Origin of the sequence: Paenibacillus peoriae KCTC 3763 (assembly GCF_000236805.1) — a bacterium.
GTDB lineage: Bacteria > Bacillota > Bacilli > Paenibacillales > Paenibacillaceae > Paenibacillus > Paenibacillus peoriae.
This window is the reverse complement of the sequence record NZ_AGFX01000041.1, coordinates 231,782-248,994: the sequence shown is the minus strand read 5'-3', so window position 1 is coordinate 248,994 and position 17,213 is coordinate 231,782. Positions and strand designations below refer to the sequence as shown.

Here is a 17,213-nt window from a genome sequence, read left to right as displayed (position 1 = left end):
GGTCCTTTGTAAAATCGGGGATCGCTTTTTGCAATTTCCGAGACAGCGGTATCCAAATGAACAAAGGTCTAAAATAAAGGAATTTTGTGCTATAATAGATACAGAATGATACAGATTGAACGTTGGGGGTGTAACAGAGTTGGACGGGCTGGATGAAGCAGTTACGAAACATGAGCAGTTATTGCGTCATATCGAGCAGTTGAAAATAGGCTCCAAAATTTCTGTACGCAGGCTGGCTAAAGAGATGAGCGTCAGTGAAGGAACGGCTTATCGCGCTGTGAAGGAAGCGGAAAACCTGGGAATTGTCATTACCAAGGAACGGATCGGAACGGTACGGGTGGAAAAGCGTCCGCGCGGTTTGTCCGAGCAGTTGACCTTTGCAGATGTCGTGAATATCGTGGAAGGACATGTGCTGGGCGGAAGCGAGGGGCTGGAAAAGCCTCTGCACAAATATGTCATCGGGGCGATGCGTGAAGAGGCTATGGCCCGTTACATTGACGCAGGCAGCTTGCTGATTGTAGGTAACCGGGAGGATGCGCATTCTCTTGCACTGGAGCAGGGAGCAGGCGTGCTGATTACAGGGGGATTTGGTACGAGCAGGGAGGTCAAGCAGCTAGCTGACCATATCAGTCTGCCGATTATTTCCTCGCGCCACGATACTTTTACCGTCGCTTCCATGATTAATAGAGCGATATTCGACCGCTTGATCAAAAAGAAAATTATGCTGATTGAAGATATAGCGGCAGGTAAACCAAAAACGCTAACGTTGAAAATCAACAGTACGCTCACTGAATTTGAAGAGCTTTCAAAGTCGACCGGTCAGCATCGTTTTGCCATTGTGGATGAATGGAATCGTTTAATAGGCATCGTCAGCCGCAAGGATGTGGAAGGACTCCAGCCGGAGCATACGATGGAGAAATGTCTGATCCGTAATCCGGTTACGGTCACCTATCAGACTTCGCTGGCCTCGGCCGCGCAGATGATGGCGTGGGAAGGTGTGGATTACCTACCCGTTGTGGATCGCAACCGCAAGCTGTTAGGGTCTGTTACACGGCGTGAGGTGCTGGAGGCGCTGCGCAATGCTCAAAAGCAGCCACAACTTGGCGAGACGTTCGACCAGTTGATCTGGAACGGGTTTGCCGAGGAGCGCAATGAGGACGGCTCGTTATTTTTTCGCGGCTTTATCATTCCGCAGATGGCGACCCATTTGGGTACAATCTCGGAAGGCGTACTGGTTAACGTCATGACACAAGCGGGTTATCGGGCGGCAAGAGACATGAGCGGCAAGGATTATGTGCTCGACAATTTGATGACTTATTTTATCCGGCCCGTACAGATTGAGGATGCAGTCGTCCTGCGTCCGTTGCTGCTTGAAATGAGTCGTCGCACCTGCAAGCTGGAAATTTCCATTTTGCGGGAAAATTATTTGGTCTGCAAGGCGGTAATGGCGCTTCAATCCATTGAACACGGATAACGCCAATGGATTGGAGCGGAGAGTGGGGCATGAAAAAAATGGGCTTAGTGACTTTCGGGAAGCTTTTCCTTTGCCTCCAGCCAAATTTGCAGCACACCTTCCATCACAAGCATCGTTTTGACCTGGATTGTATATTCCTTGTCACGAACGGTGTATTTTTTTTGATTCAGCAGCATGCGTACCAGCTTGCTGTCGGAGTCAATCTCGAACATATCTCTGCCGCGCAGCACCTCCAAATCCCGAATGACGCGGCGAAGGAGCTCTTTCAGGTTAATGGAGTCTATTTTTGCAGCAGACGTTTCCTCCGCGATCAGCTTGATTTCTTTGACAACGGTTTGGCGATTGCTGTATTTGCGTAGTGTTTTGTTGTCCTCCTGAGCCTGCTGGAGCTGGAATTGAAGATCCTGATTGTTTTTCCACAGCTCATTGAAGCTGACATGCCAAATGGCATTGTAGACCATCCCCCCGACAATCATACCGAGCACAAAAACCGAGGATAGTTGCATAAAAGGGCGCAGGCGCTCGAAAGGAGGTACTCTCATGATCTTTCCACCTCACGGACGTCCGTTTCCGCACACCCATTTGACCAGCTCTGTGCCCATATGAGCGCCCAAAAAGGCGAAAATCAAATACAGGATTTGCTTAATGGCAGGTGATAGATTGCCATCTATCATATTGCTCTCGATGACCCGGATCGGGTCCATCGTCCCCCCTACAGCAGCGGCAAGCGCCCATATTTTTATTCTTCCGGCAACATCCAGCATCGTCTGGGTAGGCGGCTGAAGAGCTATCACCGCTCCCATTCCGCCGAGCATGGCTCCCCCGAGCACGATGCCGAAGGCGATGAAGAAATCGAGTATCGCTTTGGATATAAAAGTGCTCATGCTCTTTTCCTCCTTGAGTATATACATCAGACCTGCGCTTGTCCGCCCGGGGTCTGTACTTTTATTGTATGGGCGCTACTAACGCGGATATGATAAAATAGTTTGAAGAAAAACCAGCGGTGAAAGGAAGAGAAGCGCATGAGTTCATTTGTGCATTTGCATGTTCACAGCGAGTATAGTCTGCTGGACGGCGCGGCTCGTACCGCGGAGTTGGTCAAACAGGCTTCGGCTTACGGAATGAAGGCGCTTGCCCTTACGGACCACGGGGTCATGTACGGCGCTATTCCTTTTTATAGAGCATGTGTTGAAAACGGCATTAAGCCGATTATCGGGTGTGAGGCCTATATTACAGCGGGTTCGCGCAAGGAGCGCGGAAGTCGAAAGGACCAGCCCATATATCATTTAATTTTGCTCGCCAAAAATAAAACAGGCTATCAAAATCTGATGAAGCTGTGCTCTATTGGCCATTTGGAGGGCTTTCACTACAAGCCGCGCATCGACATGGAAGTGCTGGCTGCCCATCATGAAGGCATCATATGCCTGAGCGCGTGTCTGGGCGGTGAAGTACCGCAGCATTTGCTGCATGGCCGGGAAGCCGAGGCCAGACGGGCGGCGGAACGTTACCGGAGCATCTTTGGTGATGATTTTTATCTGGAGCTGCAGGATCACGGTCTGTCGGAGCAAAAGCGTGTAAATCCTCTTTTGATTGCGCTGGCAAAGGAATTGGGTATTCCACTGGTGGCGACGAATGACGTGCATTATCTGTCCGAGCCGGATGCGGACGTTCAAGACGTTCTGATCTGTATCGGGACTGGCAAGACGGTTGACGACGAGGAACGCTTGCGTATCCCCACACGTCAGCTGTATCTGAAAAGCCAGGAGGATATGGCCCGTTTGTTTCCGCATGTGGCCGAAGCCATCGCCAATACGGTACGTATTGCTGAACAATGCGAGCTGGAGCTGGAATTCGGTCAATCCATTTTGCCTGAATATCGCCCGCTGCCGGAAGGCATGAATTCTTCTTCCTATTTGCGCAGTTTGTGTGAGCAAGGGCTGGAGCGTCGCTACGGAGGCGATCCCGCATGGGACCAGCCGGAGGAACGGGAAAGGCTGGACCAACGGCTGAACTATGAATTGAATACGATTAACAGCATGGGCTTTAGCGATTATTTCCTGATCGTATGGGATTTTATTGCTTTCGCTCATCAGCAGAAGATTGCAACTGGACCTGGGCGGGGCTCCTCAGCGGGCAGCTTGGTTGCTTATGTACTTAACATCACGAATGTTGATCCGATAAAATACAACCTGCTCTTTGAACGGTTTCTGAACCCCGAGCGGGTCAGTATGCCGGATATAGATATTGATTTTAGTGACGAACGGCGTGACGAGGTTATCGACTATGTAGTTCAGAAATACGGAAACGAGCATGTCGCGCAAATCATTACCTTTGGAACGCTGGCTGCAAGGGCCGCAGTCCGTGATGTCGGGCGTGTGCTGAACGTACCGTATGGCGAGGTGGACAAGGCGGCCAAGCTGATTCCGGCACAGCTCGGTATCAATATCCGTCATGCGCTGGAAATTACCCCGGAGCTGAAGGCGCTATATGAAACGAAGCCCAAGACACGTGAGCTGCTGGATATGGCGATCAAAGTAGAAGGGATGCCTCGTCATGCTTCGACCCATGCGGCGGGTGTCGTCATTTCGCGGACTCCATTGACCGATGCGGTTCCGCTTCAGGAGGGGAGCGAAGGGGTTCCTTTGACGCAATACTCGATGGAAAATCTGGAGCGAATCGGTTTGCTCAAAATGGATTTCCTCGGATTGCGTACGCTCTCCATTATTGAAAGGTGTATGCGCTGGATTGCGGAAGAGCATGGAGGAATGCTTGATTTTAGCCAAATCCCTGATCATGATCCTCATACCTATGATTTGCTAGGCAGAGGGGACACAGGCGGTGTATTCCAGCTGGAGTCGGCTGGGGTACGCCGGGTACTCAAGGATTTGAAGCCGAGTGTCTTCGAGGATATTATTTCTGTACTAGCTTTGTATCGACCGGGCCCGATGGGCTTTATTCCTAACTTTATTCAGGCCAAGCATGGACAGATTGAGATTACTTATCCGCATCCTGATCTTGAACCGATCTTGAAGGATACGTACGGCATTATTGTGTATCAGGAGCAAATCATGCAGATTGCTTCGCGCATGGCGGGCTTTTCCCTGGGAGAAGCCGATCTGCTGCGCCGCGCCGTGTCCAAGAAAAAGCGCGAAGTGCTGGATTTGGAGCGTGGTCATTTTGTGGAAGGCAGTATCAAGCAGGGTTACACAGAGGAGGAAGCCGGAAGGGTTTATGATATGATTGTCCGTTTTGCTGACTACGGCTTCCCGCGTGCCCATGCGGCTGCTTATGGGGTGCTGGCATTCCAGACGGCTTATCTCAAGGCTCATTATCCGGTGCAATTCATGGCTTCCATGCTGACAGCCGTGATGGGAAGCCACCGGAAAGTGGCGGAATATGTCGTTGAATGCCGCCGTATGAACATAGCGGTGCTGCCGCCTGATGTGAACGAAAGCGGCGTGCTGTTCACCCCCTTGCCGCAGGGCGACATCCGCTTCGGACTGGCTGCCATTAAAAATGTCGGCACACAGGCGATGGAAAGCATTCTCGCTGTTCGCAAGGAACGGCCATTTGACAGTCTGCTCGATTTTTGCCGACGTGTGGATCTGCGGGTGTGCAATAAGAGAGTCATTGAATCGCTCATTCAGGCGGGGGCCTTTGACTCGCTGACAGGTCACCGGGCACAGCTGCTAGCCATGCTGGATGAAACCGTAGATGCAGCCGTCAAGTGGCGCAAGGAACGTGACGACCTGCAAATTGATATGTTTGGTTTTGTGGAAATGCCCAACTGGGATATCGAATATCCTGATGTACCGAGGTTCAGCGCCGGCCAGCAGCTGGAGCTGGAACGTGAGCTGCTGGGACTGTATTTGTCGGGGCATCCGCTGGACGATTTTGAGCCGTTGCTGGAAAGCAGCCAGGCGGATCGTCTGATGGAGCTGGGTGATGTACCCGATGAAACGGTTGTTGTGACCGCGGGCATGGTTGTGTCGCTCAAGACGATTACGACCAAGCAGGGCAAGGCCATGGCCTTCATTGAATTGGAGGATCAGATTGAGCGCTGCGAGGTTGTGTTGTTCCCTGAGGTGTGGAAGCGAAGCCAGCAGTGGATTGAAAAGGGGGCGCTGCTGGCGCTACGTGCCAAAATGCAGCAGCAGGACGAGCACTTTAAGCTCCTCGCAGATGAGACCGCGCCGCTAGCGGAGGATTCGCTGGCACGGCTTCTCCAGCGTCGACGTACCGTGACGCGTCCGTCCGCTGCAGCCGGAACATCCGTGCCAGCGGCTGGCTCTTCCGCTGGCTTCCCCGGCGGGGTAGCGCAGCGCGTGCCGTCGACAGCCGCAACGCCTGCTTCGTCGCAGCCCAAGCCGACTAGCTCCGCCACGGGTGCTTCACCACGCAACGCCGAAGCGGCTCACGGCGGGCAGGCCCCGGCTCCGCTCAGCCCGGAACGGGAGGCCCGTCAGCGGGTGTTTGTCAAAATCACCCGCCAGGCTGAGGAGGACGCCAGCTTGCTGGTTAGCCTCAAGGCGCTGCTGCAGGAGCATCCCGGTGCGTTGCCTACCGTACTGTTTTATGAGAGCAGCCAGCGTTTGCTGGCCTTGAGCGATGCCTACAGCATCAAGCCTTCGCCCCAGCTTTTTGATCGAATGGAGTCCATGCTGGGGGAAGGCACGGTGAAAGTCAAATGACGGACATGCTTTAATGAACATTTTCCTTCCCTCTCGCATACACTTGGAAAACTGGCGGGACAGCAGCTTCAATACTTATCCTGCATACATGAGTCCTGCACACATGAGGTCCCGCATGGTGGAAGAACAGAACTGTACGGTGAAGGCGGGAGGGAAATTATGTCCTATGAATATGCTGAAACCCTGTTAAATCGCAGAGGCATTCGTATCGAGTCCATTGCAGACATTGTTTTTCAGCTGCAGCAAAAATATTATCCTCATTTGACGATGGAAGAATGTGTAGACAGTGTCAAAGCGGTATTGCAAAAACGCGAGGTGCAATATACGTTGCTCACAGGCATTGCGCTTGATGAGCTGGCCGAAAAAAGACTTCTCCCCGAGCCGCTGCAAGCCATTATGGAGGCAGACGAACCGCTGTATGGGGTGGACGAAACACTGGCTCTTGGAATTACGAGCGTGTATGGCATGATCGGTTTAACCAGTTTTGGATATCTGGATAAGGAAAAGACGGGAATTATTGAACAGTTGAACCAAAAAGGTAGCGGTATTCACGTATTCCTGGACGATCTCGTCGCTGGTTTAGCCGCTGCCGCTTCTTCGCGTATCGCCCATCGGAGCGTTCTAGCCAAGCATTATCCTGCGTCGCCTGACGCTTGATTCGCCTGTATGAGCAGAGTGGATAAACTTCTAGGCCCTCCGAAGGATTCTGAACGAGCAGGAGGGCTTTTGTTGCGGGAAAAAAGTAAGGTATGTTATCATGAGTCTATTATATGGGCTCAAAACTTGAGGCTTAGGGGGTAGAAACAAGGCATGTGGACGGTGATTTATATTGCACCGACGGCCAGACTGGCTGACATGATTAAGCTCAAACTGTCTGAAGAAGGTTTTATGGTGCAGACCCGGGCCATTAGCGCGTCCAAGCAACAGTTTGAGATACTTGTGCCTTCGGGTGAAGTCGAAGAAATACAGGAAGTGCTTAATTCGATTTTGCGCCCTTGAGTCCGGAAGCGGCGGAAGTGATACAGCAGCATGAATGGAACAAAGGATGCACGATCGGCGGTAATGTTTTGCAGACAAGCGTTGACGTGTGTATGAACATAATGCTTAGAGGTGCCGCTACAGACGGCAGAGGACCTTGTATCGGTTACGGCTGACAAATAAACGGCTGGAGAGGTGTAGTTGTGTTTAAAGATTTATTCCAAAAGAAGCGTAAATACGCGACGATCCCTTCGGAACGGGCGCTGAGCGGCGATCAAGCGGACATGCCGGATCGTCCCAAACGGGAGATTCCCGAAGGTCTTATGACCAAATGTGGCAAGTGCGGAAGCATTCAATACAGCAAAGAGCTGGAAAAGAATTTAAAAGTGTGTCCGGTGTGCGGATACCATATGCGTCTCAATGCGATGGAGCGTATTCGCATGGTGCTCGACGAAGACACGTTTACGGAATATGATGCTGATATGATTTCAGTTGATCCGCTGGATTTTCCGGGATATGCGAGTAAGCTGGAGCAACAGACGCTGAAATCCGGCTTGCGAGAGGCTGTCGTTACGGGCGACGGCCTTATTCATGGGCTTCCTGTTGTCGTAGCGGTGATGAGCTTTGACTTTTTTACAGGCAGCATGGGCTCGGTCGTGGGAGAGAAAATTACCCGCGCCATTGAGCAGGCGATTGACAAGCGTTTGCCGCTTATTATCTTCTCTACATCCGGTGGAGCACGTATGCAGGAAAGTATTCTGAGTCTGATGCAGATGGCCAAGACAAGCGCTGCTCTCGCTCGTCTGGACGAGCAGGGCTTGCTTTATATTTCCGTTATCACTGATCCGACAACAGGCGGAGTCTCCGCCAGCTTTGCTACGCTTGGAGATATTAATATTGCAGAGCCGGGTGCTGTATTTGGTTTTGCAGGCCGTATCGTAATCGAGCAGACCATCAGGCAGAAGCTGCCGGATGATTTTCAAACTTCCGAGTTTAATTTGCAGCACGGGCAATTAGATATGGTTGTACACCGTAAGGAATTGCGCGATACCCTTGGGCAACTGCTTGATTTACACAGTGTGAAAGGGGAGGAATAGATGGCTGGCGAATTGCCTTATGAAAAACCCCTGGTCGAGATGCGACAGAAGATCGAAGAACTCAAGCAATTCGGACAGGATAAGCAAATTGATTTTACAGACGAAATTAACCGCCTGGAAGAACGTTATCTCCAGATGGAAGAAGAAATATATACGAACATTACAGCACCGCAAAAGATGCATTTGGCCCGTCATCATCAAAGGCCAACGTCTCTTGATTTGATCGAACAAGTGTTTACCGACTTTATTGAATTGCATGGTGATCGTTTGTTTGGAGACGATCTGGCAGTCGTGGGCGGAATTGCCAAGCTGAACGGTATTCCGGTGACCGTTATTGGTCAGCAGCGCGGTAAGGATACGAAAGATAACATTGCGCGTTTTTTTGGTAGTGCGCACCCGGAAGGATTTCGGAAAGGTCTGCGTTTGATGCAGCAGGCTCAAAAATTTAAACGCCCTATCATTACATTTATTGATACGAAGGGCGCTTATCCGGGTAATACAGCAGAGGAGAGAGGTCAATCGGAAGCAATCGCCCGCAATTTGCGAGAGATGGCAAAGCTTTCGGTGCCTGTTATTTGTGTGGTCATCGGCGAGGGTGGAAGCGGCGGTGCGCTTGCGTTTGCCGTCGGCAACCGGGTGCTGATGCTGGAGCATGCCATCTATTCGGCCATCTCTCCAAACGGGGCAGCCTCGATTTTATGGAAGGATGCTTCCAAGGCGGATCAGGCGGCTGAAGCGATGAAGATTACGGCAAATGATCTTCTGCGTCTGGAGGTTATCGAGGACATTGTGCCAGAACCGAGAGGGGGCGCGCATCGCAACTATGAAATGACTGCTGCTGCTATCAAGGAGCTGTTGGGACGTCATTTGGCCGAACTGATGAATATGAGCTGCGATGAGTTGAGGGAAGATCGGTATCAAAAATTCCGGAAAATAGGTCAATATACCTTTTTGAAGCCTTCGGAAACTGAGTCTATGTTGTAATACACTGGAAACGAGTAACCATAAATATGACGAATTTCCTATACAAATAGGAAAAAGTGTAGTAGATTTAATTGTTGGAAAAAGATATAAAGTAACACCTTTGAAAACGGAGGAAAACCCAAATGCGCAAAACTAAGATTGTATGTACTATCGGTCCTTCCAGTGAGTCATTGGAAAATGTGAAGAAACTGATTTTGGCTGGTATGAACGTAGCCCGCCTGAATTTCTCTCACGGTGATTTCGAGGAGCATGGCAACCGGATCAAAAATATCCGTCAAGCTTGCAAGGAGCTTAACAAAAACGTTGCTATTTTGCTCGATACGAAGGGGCCGGAAATCCGGACAGGAAAGCTCGAGGTTGAACCTATTGAGCTTGTTCAGGACGAGTTCATTACGCTGACAACGGAAGAAGATCTTGGTACGAAAGATCGTATCTCTATTACGTACAAGGACCTTCCCTCGGACGTGGAGCCCGGCTCCACCATTCTGATCGACGACGGTCTGATCGGACTCACCGTTACTGAAGTATCAGGCACTGAAATCAAATGCCGTATTGTCAATGGCGGAACGATCAAAAGCAAGAAGGGCGTTAACGTTCCAGGCGTAGCCATTTCCTTGCCTGGTATTACAGAGAAGGATGCTAACGACATCATTTTTGGCATTGAGCAGGACATTGATTTCATCGCGGCTTCTTTTGTACGTAAAGCAAGTGATGTACTGGAAATCCGTGAATTGCTGGCGAAGCACAACGCGAGTCACATTCAAATCATTTCCAAAATAGAAAATCAGCAAGGTGTTGACAACCTGGACGAAATTTTGGAAGCTTCCGACGGCCTGATGGTTGCCCGTGGTGACCTTGGTGTGGAAATCCCTGCTGAAGAAGTACCTTTGGCGCAAAAACTGATGATTAACAAATGTAATGTAGCCGGCAAGCCTGTTATTACGGCAACACAAATGCTGGATTCCATGCAACGTAACCCGCGTCCGACTCGTGCGGAAGCAAGTGACGTAGCCAATGCTATTTTTGACGGAACAGACGCAATTATGCTGTCCGGCGAAACAGCTGCGGGTAAATATCCGGTAGAATCCGTACTGACAATGTCCCGTATTGCAGAAAAAGCAGAGTCCTCTCTGAACTACCGTGAATTGTTCAAGAAACAAAGAACAGCGCAAGAAATTAGTATTACGGAAGCGATCAGCCAATCCGTTTCCATTTCTGCTCTTGACCTGCATGCCAAAGCGATCCTGACGTCCACACAAAGTGGAACAACGGCGCGCATGATTTCTAAATATCGCCCAGAAGCTCCAATTGTCGCTGTGACAACACAGGAAAGAACGGTTCGTCGTCTGGCTCTGATCTGGGGTGTACATGCAGTACAAGGAAGACCGATTGTTGACACAACAGACAGTCTGTTTGACAATGCGCTGGAAGGCGGTCGCAATTCCGGTCTCGTTAAAGAGGGCGATTTGGTTGTGATCACCGCTGGCGTACCGCTTGGCGATTCCGGTTCTACCAACCTGATCAAAATTAGCTGTGTTCCTGCACAAGCATAATTTTATCCTGTTCGAAATATTAAACAGGCTGTATCGTTTGGATACAGCAAGCAGAGCATCCAGGTCATTGCGACTTGGATGCTCTTTTTGATGTTTTCTACTTTCTGATTTTCTGTGCTTCTTGCCGCATGAATTCGAGAAATGCCTGTTGGATCATGCTCTGGTGTGTATCACGTTGATACACGATGTTTATATGGTAGCAGTCACTTTCTTCATCAGTCTTAGTAACCTCAGTATAAGGAAGCCATTCCACCGTAGGAATGCTGCCAATGTCGTTATCAACACCACAGGCAGGGAAAAAGGCAAGCGCTTCTCCACCGCCTACTACTTGCTTAACCGCCTCCCATGAGTTGGTCTCCATAGAGGGCTTAAGCAGAGAGGAATACGAATCGATAGCAGATGCCCCACTGTATTTCACCCACGCATGCTTGTCCAATATATCAGATCTGTCAACATCCGCTGATTTGGAAGTATGCATGTTTTTGTTCCTGATAACTCCGATTCGATCCGAAGCCACCATTTCTGCCACCGTATGCTCCGGTAGAGGGCTCTTATCGTCCAGAAAAGCAAAATCAAGCTCTCCCTGCAGCAGCAGCTGTCTGATCGTATCTGGAGCTTGAATGTCCAGCCGAATTCGGCATTCTGGATATTGTTGCGCAAATTTAGCAAGGATAGAGGGCAGGAGGTATGTGCCTGATATTGACTCTGCGCCCAGATGTAATTGAGACTGCGTTTCCTCTGTAAGTTCATCTACAGCTTGTCTTGCTTCCTGCTCCAGGGAGATGATCTGTTTCGCGTAAGGCAGCATTCTTTGTCCGGCTTCGGTTAGCATAATTCTGCCTTGTTGAAGAGAGAATAGAGAAACTCCCATTTCTTTCTCCAGGCTCTTCATATGAAAGCTGACGGTAGGCTGCTTGACTTGCAAAGCTTCAGCCACATCCGTCGCCTTATGGAATTTATCGATCAGCATCAAAATACGTAGTTTTAAAATATTCATGGAATCGAACAGATCTCCTTAAGTGTCTTAATGTGTGAAGTTTATACTATAGATTAATTATATACCCTAAAATAATATATCTATCAATATTTTATATTTGTTTTACAAAACCACGCCGTTCGTCTAACATTCCAGGCCTACAATGTAAAAGTGTTGATGGTCATAAATAAAAAAACCGTCACTTAACTAAGGGGAGGACAATAAAAAATGTTGAAAAAATGGCCGTTCATTCTGATGACTCTCACCATGGTATTTGCACTCGCAGCTTGCGGATCAGGCAACAATGCTGCACCACAAGGAGACGCTGCTAAAGGAACAGACACTAAAGCAGCTGCTGAACTGACAGGTAACATTCTGGCTGTTGGCTCCACGGCACTTCAACCATTGGTAGAGCAAGCAGGACAAAAATTTATGGCTGTCGATAAATATAAAGGCATTGCGGTTCAGGTACAGGGCGGCGGCAGTGGTACTGGCTTGACTCAGGTTTCCGGCGGACAGGCGGATATCGGTAACTCTGACGTGTTTGCAAAAGAAAAACTGGAGAGCGGCGCAGATGAACTGGTCGATCACCAGGTAGCTGTTGTAGCGATGTCAGCAGTAGCAAACCCTAAGGTTGGCGTGACAGATCTGAAGAAAGATCAATTGGTACAAATTTTCACAGGTAAAATCACGAACTGGAAGCAAGTTGGCGGTGTGGATCAAAAAATCGTTATTGTAAACCGTCCAAGCAGCTCCGGTACTCGTGCAACATTTGAAAAATACGCTTTGGGACAAAAAACGGAAGATCTGCCGGGCTCCATTCAGGAAGATTCCTCTGGTACAGTGAAAAAGCTGATTGCTGAAACACCAGGGGCTATTGGTTATCTGGCTCTGTCCTACATCGACAACACAGTAACAGCTCTGAAATTCGACGGTGTTGAAGCCAATGTGGAAAATGTAGAGCAAGGTAAGTATCCGGTATGGGCTTACGAGCACATGTACACCAAAGGTGAGCCAAAGGAACATGTAAAAGCATTCCTGGACTACATCCTGTCTGATGAAATCCAGAAATCCGATGTTGTAGACCTGGGATACATTCCAGTATCAGGTATGCAAGTCAAACGCGATGCTGACGGTAACATTACGAAATAAGGAGATATACACCTCCTGTTCGGATGAACGCAGCGAACGCGAAGTATATTTACGAAGAAGAGGCGGACTAACGTCCGGCCTCTATTCTTCGGTTAAAGGAGTTACAGTATGGAACCACTTGAAGGGAAGGCATTCATGAAACAGAATAAACGTTCCCGAGTTATGAAAGAAAGACATTACTGGGAAGAATGGACCGGCCGCATTTATACGTCGGTTTGTGTCGTTTTTTTAGTTGCAGTCATTGTCTCCATCGTATATTTTGTTGCCTCCAAAGGTGTAGCTACATTTGCGATGAATGGAGTCAGTCTAAGTGAGTTTTTCTTTGGCACCAAATGGAGCCCGGATGGTGAACCCGCTTCCTTTGGCGCGCTTCCATTCATTACGGGCTCTTTTGCCGTCACTATATTGGCTGCCTTAATTGCCAGTCCGCTTAGCTTGTGCGCAGCTTTGTTTATGACGGAAATCGTGCCGAAATCGGGTAAACGTATCCTACAGCCTGCGATTGAACTATTATCCGGTATTCCGTCTGTAGTATATGGCTTTGTTGGTTTGACTGTGATTGTTCCGTTGCTGCGGAATGTGTTCGGGGGACAAGGCATCGGTATTCTGGCAGGCTGCCTTGTGTTGTCTGTGATGATTTTACCGACCATTACGAGTATTATGGCGGATGCGTTATCATCCTTGCCAGGAGGTCTGCGCGAATCCTCTTACGCTTTGGGGGCTACCCGCTGGCAGACCATTGCACGCGTCATTATTCCGACGCTGCTGCCCGCACTTTTGACAGGGATTATTCTCGGTATGGCTCGTGCGTTTGGGGAGGCACTGGCTGTGCAGATGGTGATCGGGAATGCACCGCACATACCAAGCTCCTTGCTGGAATCCGCTTCGACCTTGACCAGCGTTATTACACTTAGCATGGGCAACACAGCCATGGGCTCAGTTCATAACAATGCTCTTTGGAGCATGGCGCTTGTGCTTCTGCTCATGACATTTATCTTTGTGCTGCTGGTAAGGCTGCTTGAAAGGAGAAACCGGATTTGATGAGAGCTAAAACAACCGATAAAATCGCAACCTTTGTCATCTGTTTCTTTGCCTTGTTCATTGTTGCGCTTCTGGTGGGATTATTGGGATTCATATTGGCTCGTGGAGTAAGTCACATTTCCTTTGACTTTCTAACCAGTGCTCCCCAAACGTTACGCGCAGGTGGAGGTATTGGCCCGCAGCTATTTAACTCTGTATTTTTGTTGATCCTAACTTTGATTATTACCATTCCGATTGGCTGGGGTGCCGGTATTTATATGGCGCAATACGCAAAGCCGGGAAAAATTACGGACTTCATACGACTTGTCGTCGAAGTACTATCTTCCTTCCCGTCCATCGTCATCGGTTTGTTCGGACTTTTACTTATCGTAAATACGTTTAATTTTGGTTTTTCTCTGTTATCAGGAGCCTTGGCCTTGGCAGTATTCAATCTGCCGCTGATGGTTCGTACAACAGAGCAGGCTTTCCGTGCTGTACCCAAGGAGCAAAAGGAAGCCGGGCTTGCGCTCGGATTATCCAAATGGAAAATCATTACCTCTATTTTGCTGCCAGCTGCGCTGCCAAGCTTGATTACGGGTACGATTTTGGCCGCAGGCCGGATTTTCGGAGAAGCCGCCGCGTTGCTATTTACAGCAGGGATGAGTACGCCGCCGCTTGACTTTACCGATTGGAATCCATTGCATGCCAGATCGCCTATTAATCCGATGCGACCTGCCGAAACGCTGGCTGTGCATATTTGGAAGGTGAACAGTGAAGGTATTGCTCCTGATTCCAAGGATATCGCCGCAGGCGCTTCCGCGGTACTGGTACTGCTCGTACTTGTCTTCAACCTGAGTGCAAGATGGTTTGGAAGAGTTGTTTATCGGCGCTTGACTGCTGCCAAACGTATGGATTAGAAAGGGGATGGGGAATATGGAACAAGTGATTACGCGAACGGCAACACCCGCAGCACCAGTAACACCCGTTCAATCTACGCGCTCGGAACAACTTGCGGGGCAAACGCCGCATCCATTCAGCACTGAGGATTTGAGTATTTATTATGGCAGCTTTGAGGCTGTAAAAAAAGTAAATCTGGCTTTTCCCGAGCAAACAGTCACCGCCCTGATCGGGCCTTCCGGTTGTGGCAAGTCGACCTTTTTGCGCTCACTTAATCGCATGAACGACGAGATTGCATCTTCCTCTACAACAGGACACATCTGGATGGATGGGCAGGATTTGACCGCACCGGGAACGGACGTGATCAAGCTGCGTCAGCAAATTGGCATGGTGTGGCAGCGTCCCAACCCTTTTTATAAATCTATCTACAATAATATTGCCTTCGGTCCCAAATACCGGGGTGTGCGCAAAAAGAAGCAGCTTGATGAAATCGTGGAAAGCAGCCTGCGCAAGGCAGCGCTGTGGGACGAGGTTAAGGATCGACTGCATGATTCCGCACTGGCTCTGTCTGGCGGGCAGCAGCAGCGGCTTTGTATTGCACGTGCGTTATCCGTTCAGCCGAAAATTTTGTTGCTTGACGAACCGGCCTCCGCGCTGGATCCCGTGTCTACAGGCAAGATCGAAGAGCTCATTACTGAATTGAAAAAAGAGCTGCGCATCGTTATTGTGACGCATAATATGCAGCAGGCCGCACGAATTTCCGATTATACTGCTTATTTTTATATCGGAAACCTGGTTGAGCATGGACAGACAAATGATATTTTCACTAACCCTGAAAATGAGCTGACCCAGGAGTACATTATGGGCCGCTTTGGATAAGGCGTACAATTCGACGACTTCATATATTTATGAAACAGGAGGGGGCGTCCCAACAGCTATAAAATGGCTGTTCGGGGCGCCCCCTTTGGTTTTAGCAAGGATACACATGAATCTACTGAAGCTCCTTTATAAGTTTAGTAAACTCTTACATTTGTATATAATAAAATATATTGATTATTTGGGTATTTTTTCATATAATACATGTGTTTAATAGTTTTTGAAATACCACAATCCATTTAAAGGAGAGGTTTGGAATGAGGTTTAATGTTAAAGAATCTGTCAAATGGATCGCCCTTTCTGGAATGGCGATTACAGTAACAACGGGACTTATTAGCCCTTCATGGGCGTCAGCAGAGCAGGATGCAGCCGATGCGGTTGCGAGTGTTACCCAAGCAGTGTACGATGATGCGGTCGTTTACAAAAATGCTATTGTTCCATTCGCTAGCGTGAGTGCGAGCAGTTTGCTGGACAAGTACCGTGATTTTAGTAAATTTTCTACGGGGAATACATCCAAGGATACTACGCTTGCCTTGAACATTGTATCGTGGCAAATGCCGCATGGCGGATTCTTCAAAGCGATGGAAAAGAATTATAAATCCAAATGGAACGGCAAGACTGCACGTTCTACCTGGAAGAGCAAGGATGGTGTCGAACTCGGGACATTTGATAATGAGGCCACAACAACCGAGATTCGCTTTTTGGCGGATGTATACAAAAAAACAAAAAATAAAGACATTAAGAACAGCGTACAAAAAGCAATTGACTTCGTTCTAACCTCTCAATATTCCTCCGGTGCCTGGCCGCAAGTATACCCTAAACGTGGCAATTATTCTGATGCCGCAACCTTCAACGATGATGCAATGGTTAGAGTTATGGTACTGGCTGATGACATTGTGAACAAGAAGCAGCCGTTTGACAGCGATATTCTTGACAATACGTATCGTTCCAGACTCCAGCAGGCTCTTAATAAAGGCGTACAGTATACGATTAAAGCTCAAATTGTAAATAATGGCACACCAACGATCTGGGGAGCACAGCATGATCCGTTTAATTATCAATCTGTTGGGGCTCGAGCCTATGAGCTTCCATCCAAAACAACAACGGAATCGGTAGGCATTACGGCCTTCTTGATGGCCCAGCCGCAAACGGCTGAGGTGAAAAAGGCAGCACAGAGTGCCTTGAAATGGTTTGATACGAATCGGATCGACGGTATCAAATACAATCGTAAAGGCCCGGACTTTTTCCAAAAGGATGCATCAAGCGTCATATGGTATCGTTTCTACAATGTGGAAGACAATAAGCATTTCTTCTCTGACCGGGATGGCAAAAAGTATACAGATATCATGAAGATCAGTGAGGAGAGACGGCTTGGCTATGCTTGGGCAGGAAGTCAAGCAAAAAGCCTGTTGGCTGCGGCTTCGGAAAGCGGATATTATAAATTGTCCAAGCCGCTGCCTAAATAATAAATGAACATTTAACCATAGTTGAGAGGGCAGACCGTTCGGTCGGCCC

At 48.9% G+C, this 17,213-nt stretch carries 15 protein-coding genes; 12 read left to right on the top strand and 3 right to left on the bottom strand.

Going from position 1 to position 17,213, the window contains the following annotated elements; genetic code table 11:
• Nucleotides 1-139 precede the first annotated feature (139 nt).
• Nucleotides 140-1,474, top strand: coding sequence for a DRTGG domain-containing protein (locus KQI_RS0122295; RefSeq protein ID WP_010349090.1), 1,335 nt, complete (start codon nucleotides 140-142; stop codon nucleotides 1,472-1,474).
• Nucleotides 1,475-1,518: 44 nt separating this feature from the next.
• Here KQI_RS0122295 and KQI_RS0122290 read toward each other — a convergent pair whose 3' ends face one another.
• On the bottom strand, nucleotides 1,519-2,016 hold the full coding sequence (locus KQI_RS0122290) for a sporulation membrane protein YtrI (RefSeq protein WP_010349089.1): 498 nt from the start codon (nucleotides 2,014-2,016) through the stop codon (nucleotides 1,519-1,521).
• Nucleotides 2,017-2,028: 12 nt separating this feature from the next.
• Complete coding sequence (locus KQI_RS0122285; protein WP_010349088.1) at nucleotides 2,029-2,358, bottom strand: YtrH family sporulation protein; 330 nt, start codon at nucleotides 2,356-2,358, stop codon at nucleotides 2,029-2,031.
• A gap of 138 nt (nucleotides 2,359-2,496) precedes the next feature.
• Between KQI_RS0122285 and KQI_RS0122280 the strand changes: the two genes are divergently transcribed.
• The 6 genes from KQI_RS0122280 to pyk all read left to right on the top strand — a co-directional run bounded on the left by KQI_RS0122280 (nucleotide 2,497) and on the right by pyk (nucleotide 10,777).
• The gene (locus KQI_RS0122280) at nucleotides 2,497-6,165 is read left to right on the top strand and encodes a DNA polymerase III subunit alpha (protein WP_010349087.1); all 3,669 of its coding nucleotides are present in this window, start codon (nucleotides 2,497-2,499) and stop codon (nucleotides 6,163-6,165) included.
• A gap of 159 nt (nucleotides 6,166-6,324) precedes the next feature.
• Nucleotides 6,325-6,822 carry a phosphatidylglycerophosphatase A family protein gene (locus KQI_RS0122275; protein WP_010349086.1) on the top strand — a complete coding sequence of 166 codons (498 nt, stop codon included), beginning with the start codon at nucleotides 6,325-6,327 and terminating at the stop codon, nucleotides 6,820-6,822.
• A 153-nt stretch (nucleotides 6,823-6,975) separates the two neighbouring features.
• Nucleotides 6,976-7,164: a hypothetical protein gene (locus KQI_RS0122270; protein ID WP_007429680.1), complete on the top strand. Its 189-nt coding sequence runs from the start codon at nucleotides 6,976-6,978 to the stop codon at nucleotides 7,162-7,164.
• Nucleotides 7,165-7,346: 182 nt separating this feature from the next.
• Nucleotides 7,347-8,240 (top strand): acetyl-CoA carboxylase, carboxyltransferase subunit beta, encoded by an 894-nt coding sequence (gene accD / locus KQI_RS0122265; RefSeq protein ID WP_010349085.1) that lies wholly within the window; start codon nucleotides 7,347-7,349, stop codon nucleotides 8,238-8,240.
• A complete protein-coding gene (locus KQI_RS0122260; RefSeq protein WP_010349084.1) occupies nucleotides 8,241-9,224 on the top strand; it encodes an acetyl-CoA carboxylase carboxyltransferase subunit alpha in 984 nt (327 codons plus the stop codon). It abuts the gene before it with no gap.
• Nucleotides 9,225-9,346: 122 nt separating this feature from the next.
• Nucleotides 9,347-10,777 carry a pyruvate kinase gene (gene pyk / locus KQI_RS0122255; protein ID WP_010349083.1) on the top strand — a complete coding sequence of 477 codons (1,431 nt, stop codon included), beginning with the start codon at nucleotides 9,347-9,349 and terminating at the stop codon, nucleotides 10,775-10,777.
• A 97-nt stretch (nucleotides 10,778-10,874) separates the two neighbouring features.
• On the opposite strand, the gene KQI_RS0122250 is transcribed toward pyk, so the two are convergent.
• Nucleotides 10,875-11,774 (bottom strand): LysR family transcriptional regulator, encoded by a 900-nt coding sequence (locus KQI_RS0122250; protein WP_010349082.1) that lies wholly within the window; start codon nucleotides 11,772-11,774, stop codon nucleotides 10,875-10,877.
• A gap of 207 nt (nucleotides 11,775-11,981) precedes the next feature.
• Between KQI_RS0122250 and KQI_RS0122245 the strand changes: the two genes are divergently transcribed.
• From KQI_RS0122245 to pelA, 5 genes are all read left to right on the top strand, one after another.
• On the top strand, nucleotides 11,982-12,905 hold the full coding sequence (locus KQI_RS0122245; protein ID WP_010349081.1) for a phosphate ABC transporter substrate-binding protein PstS family protein: 924 nt from the start codon (nucleotides 11,982-11,984) through the stop codon (nucleotides 12,903-12,905).
• A gap of 108 nt (nucleotides 12,906-13,013) precedes the next feature.
• Entirely contained in the window at nucleotides 13,014-13,946 is a 933-nt protein-coding gene (gene pstC, locus KQI_RS0122240) for a phosphate ABC transporter permease subunit PstC (protein ID WP_010349080.1), read from the top strand.
• Nucleotides 13,946-14,842 (top strand): phosphate ABC transporter permease PstA, encoded by an 897-nt coding sequence (gene pstA, locus KQI_RS0122235; protein WP_010349079.1) that lies wholly within the window; start codon nucleotides 13,946-13,948, stop codon nucleotides 14,840-14,842. The genes pstC and pstA overlap by 1 nt, the downstream gene beginning before the upstream one ends.
• Nucleotides 14,843-14,858: 16 nt before the next feature.
• Entirely contained in the window at nucleotides 14,859-15,701 is an 843-nt protein-coding gene (pstB, locus tag KQI_RS0122230) for a phosphate ABC transporter ATP-binding protein PstB (protein ID WP_010349078.1), read from the top strand.
• Nucleotides 15,702-15,955: 254 nt separating this feature from the next.
• Nucleotides 15,956-17,164: a pectate lyase gene (gene pelA / locus KQI_RS0122225; protein WP_010349076.1), complete on the top strand. Its 1,209-nt coding sequence runs from the start codon at nucleotides 15,956-15,958 to the stop codon at nucleotides 17,162-17,164.
• Nucleotides 17,165-17,213 lie beyond the last annotated feature (49 nt).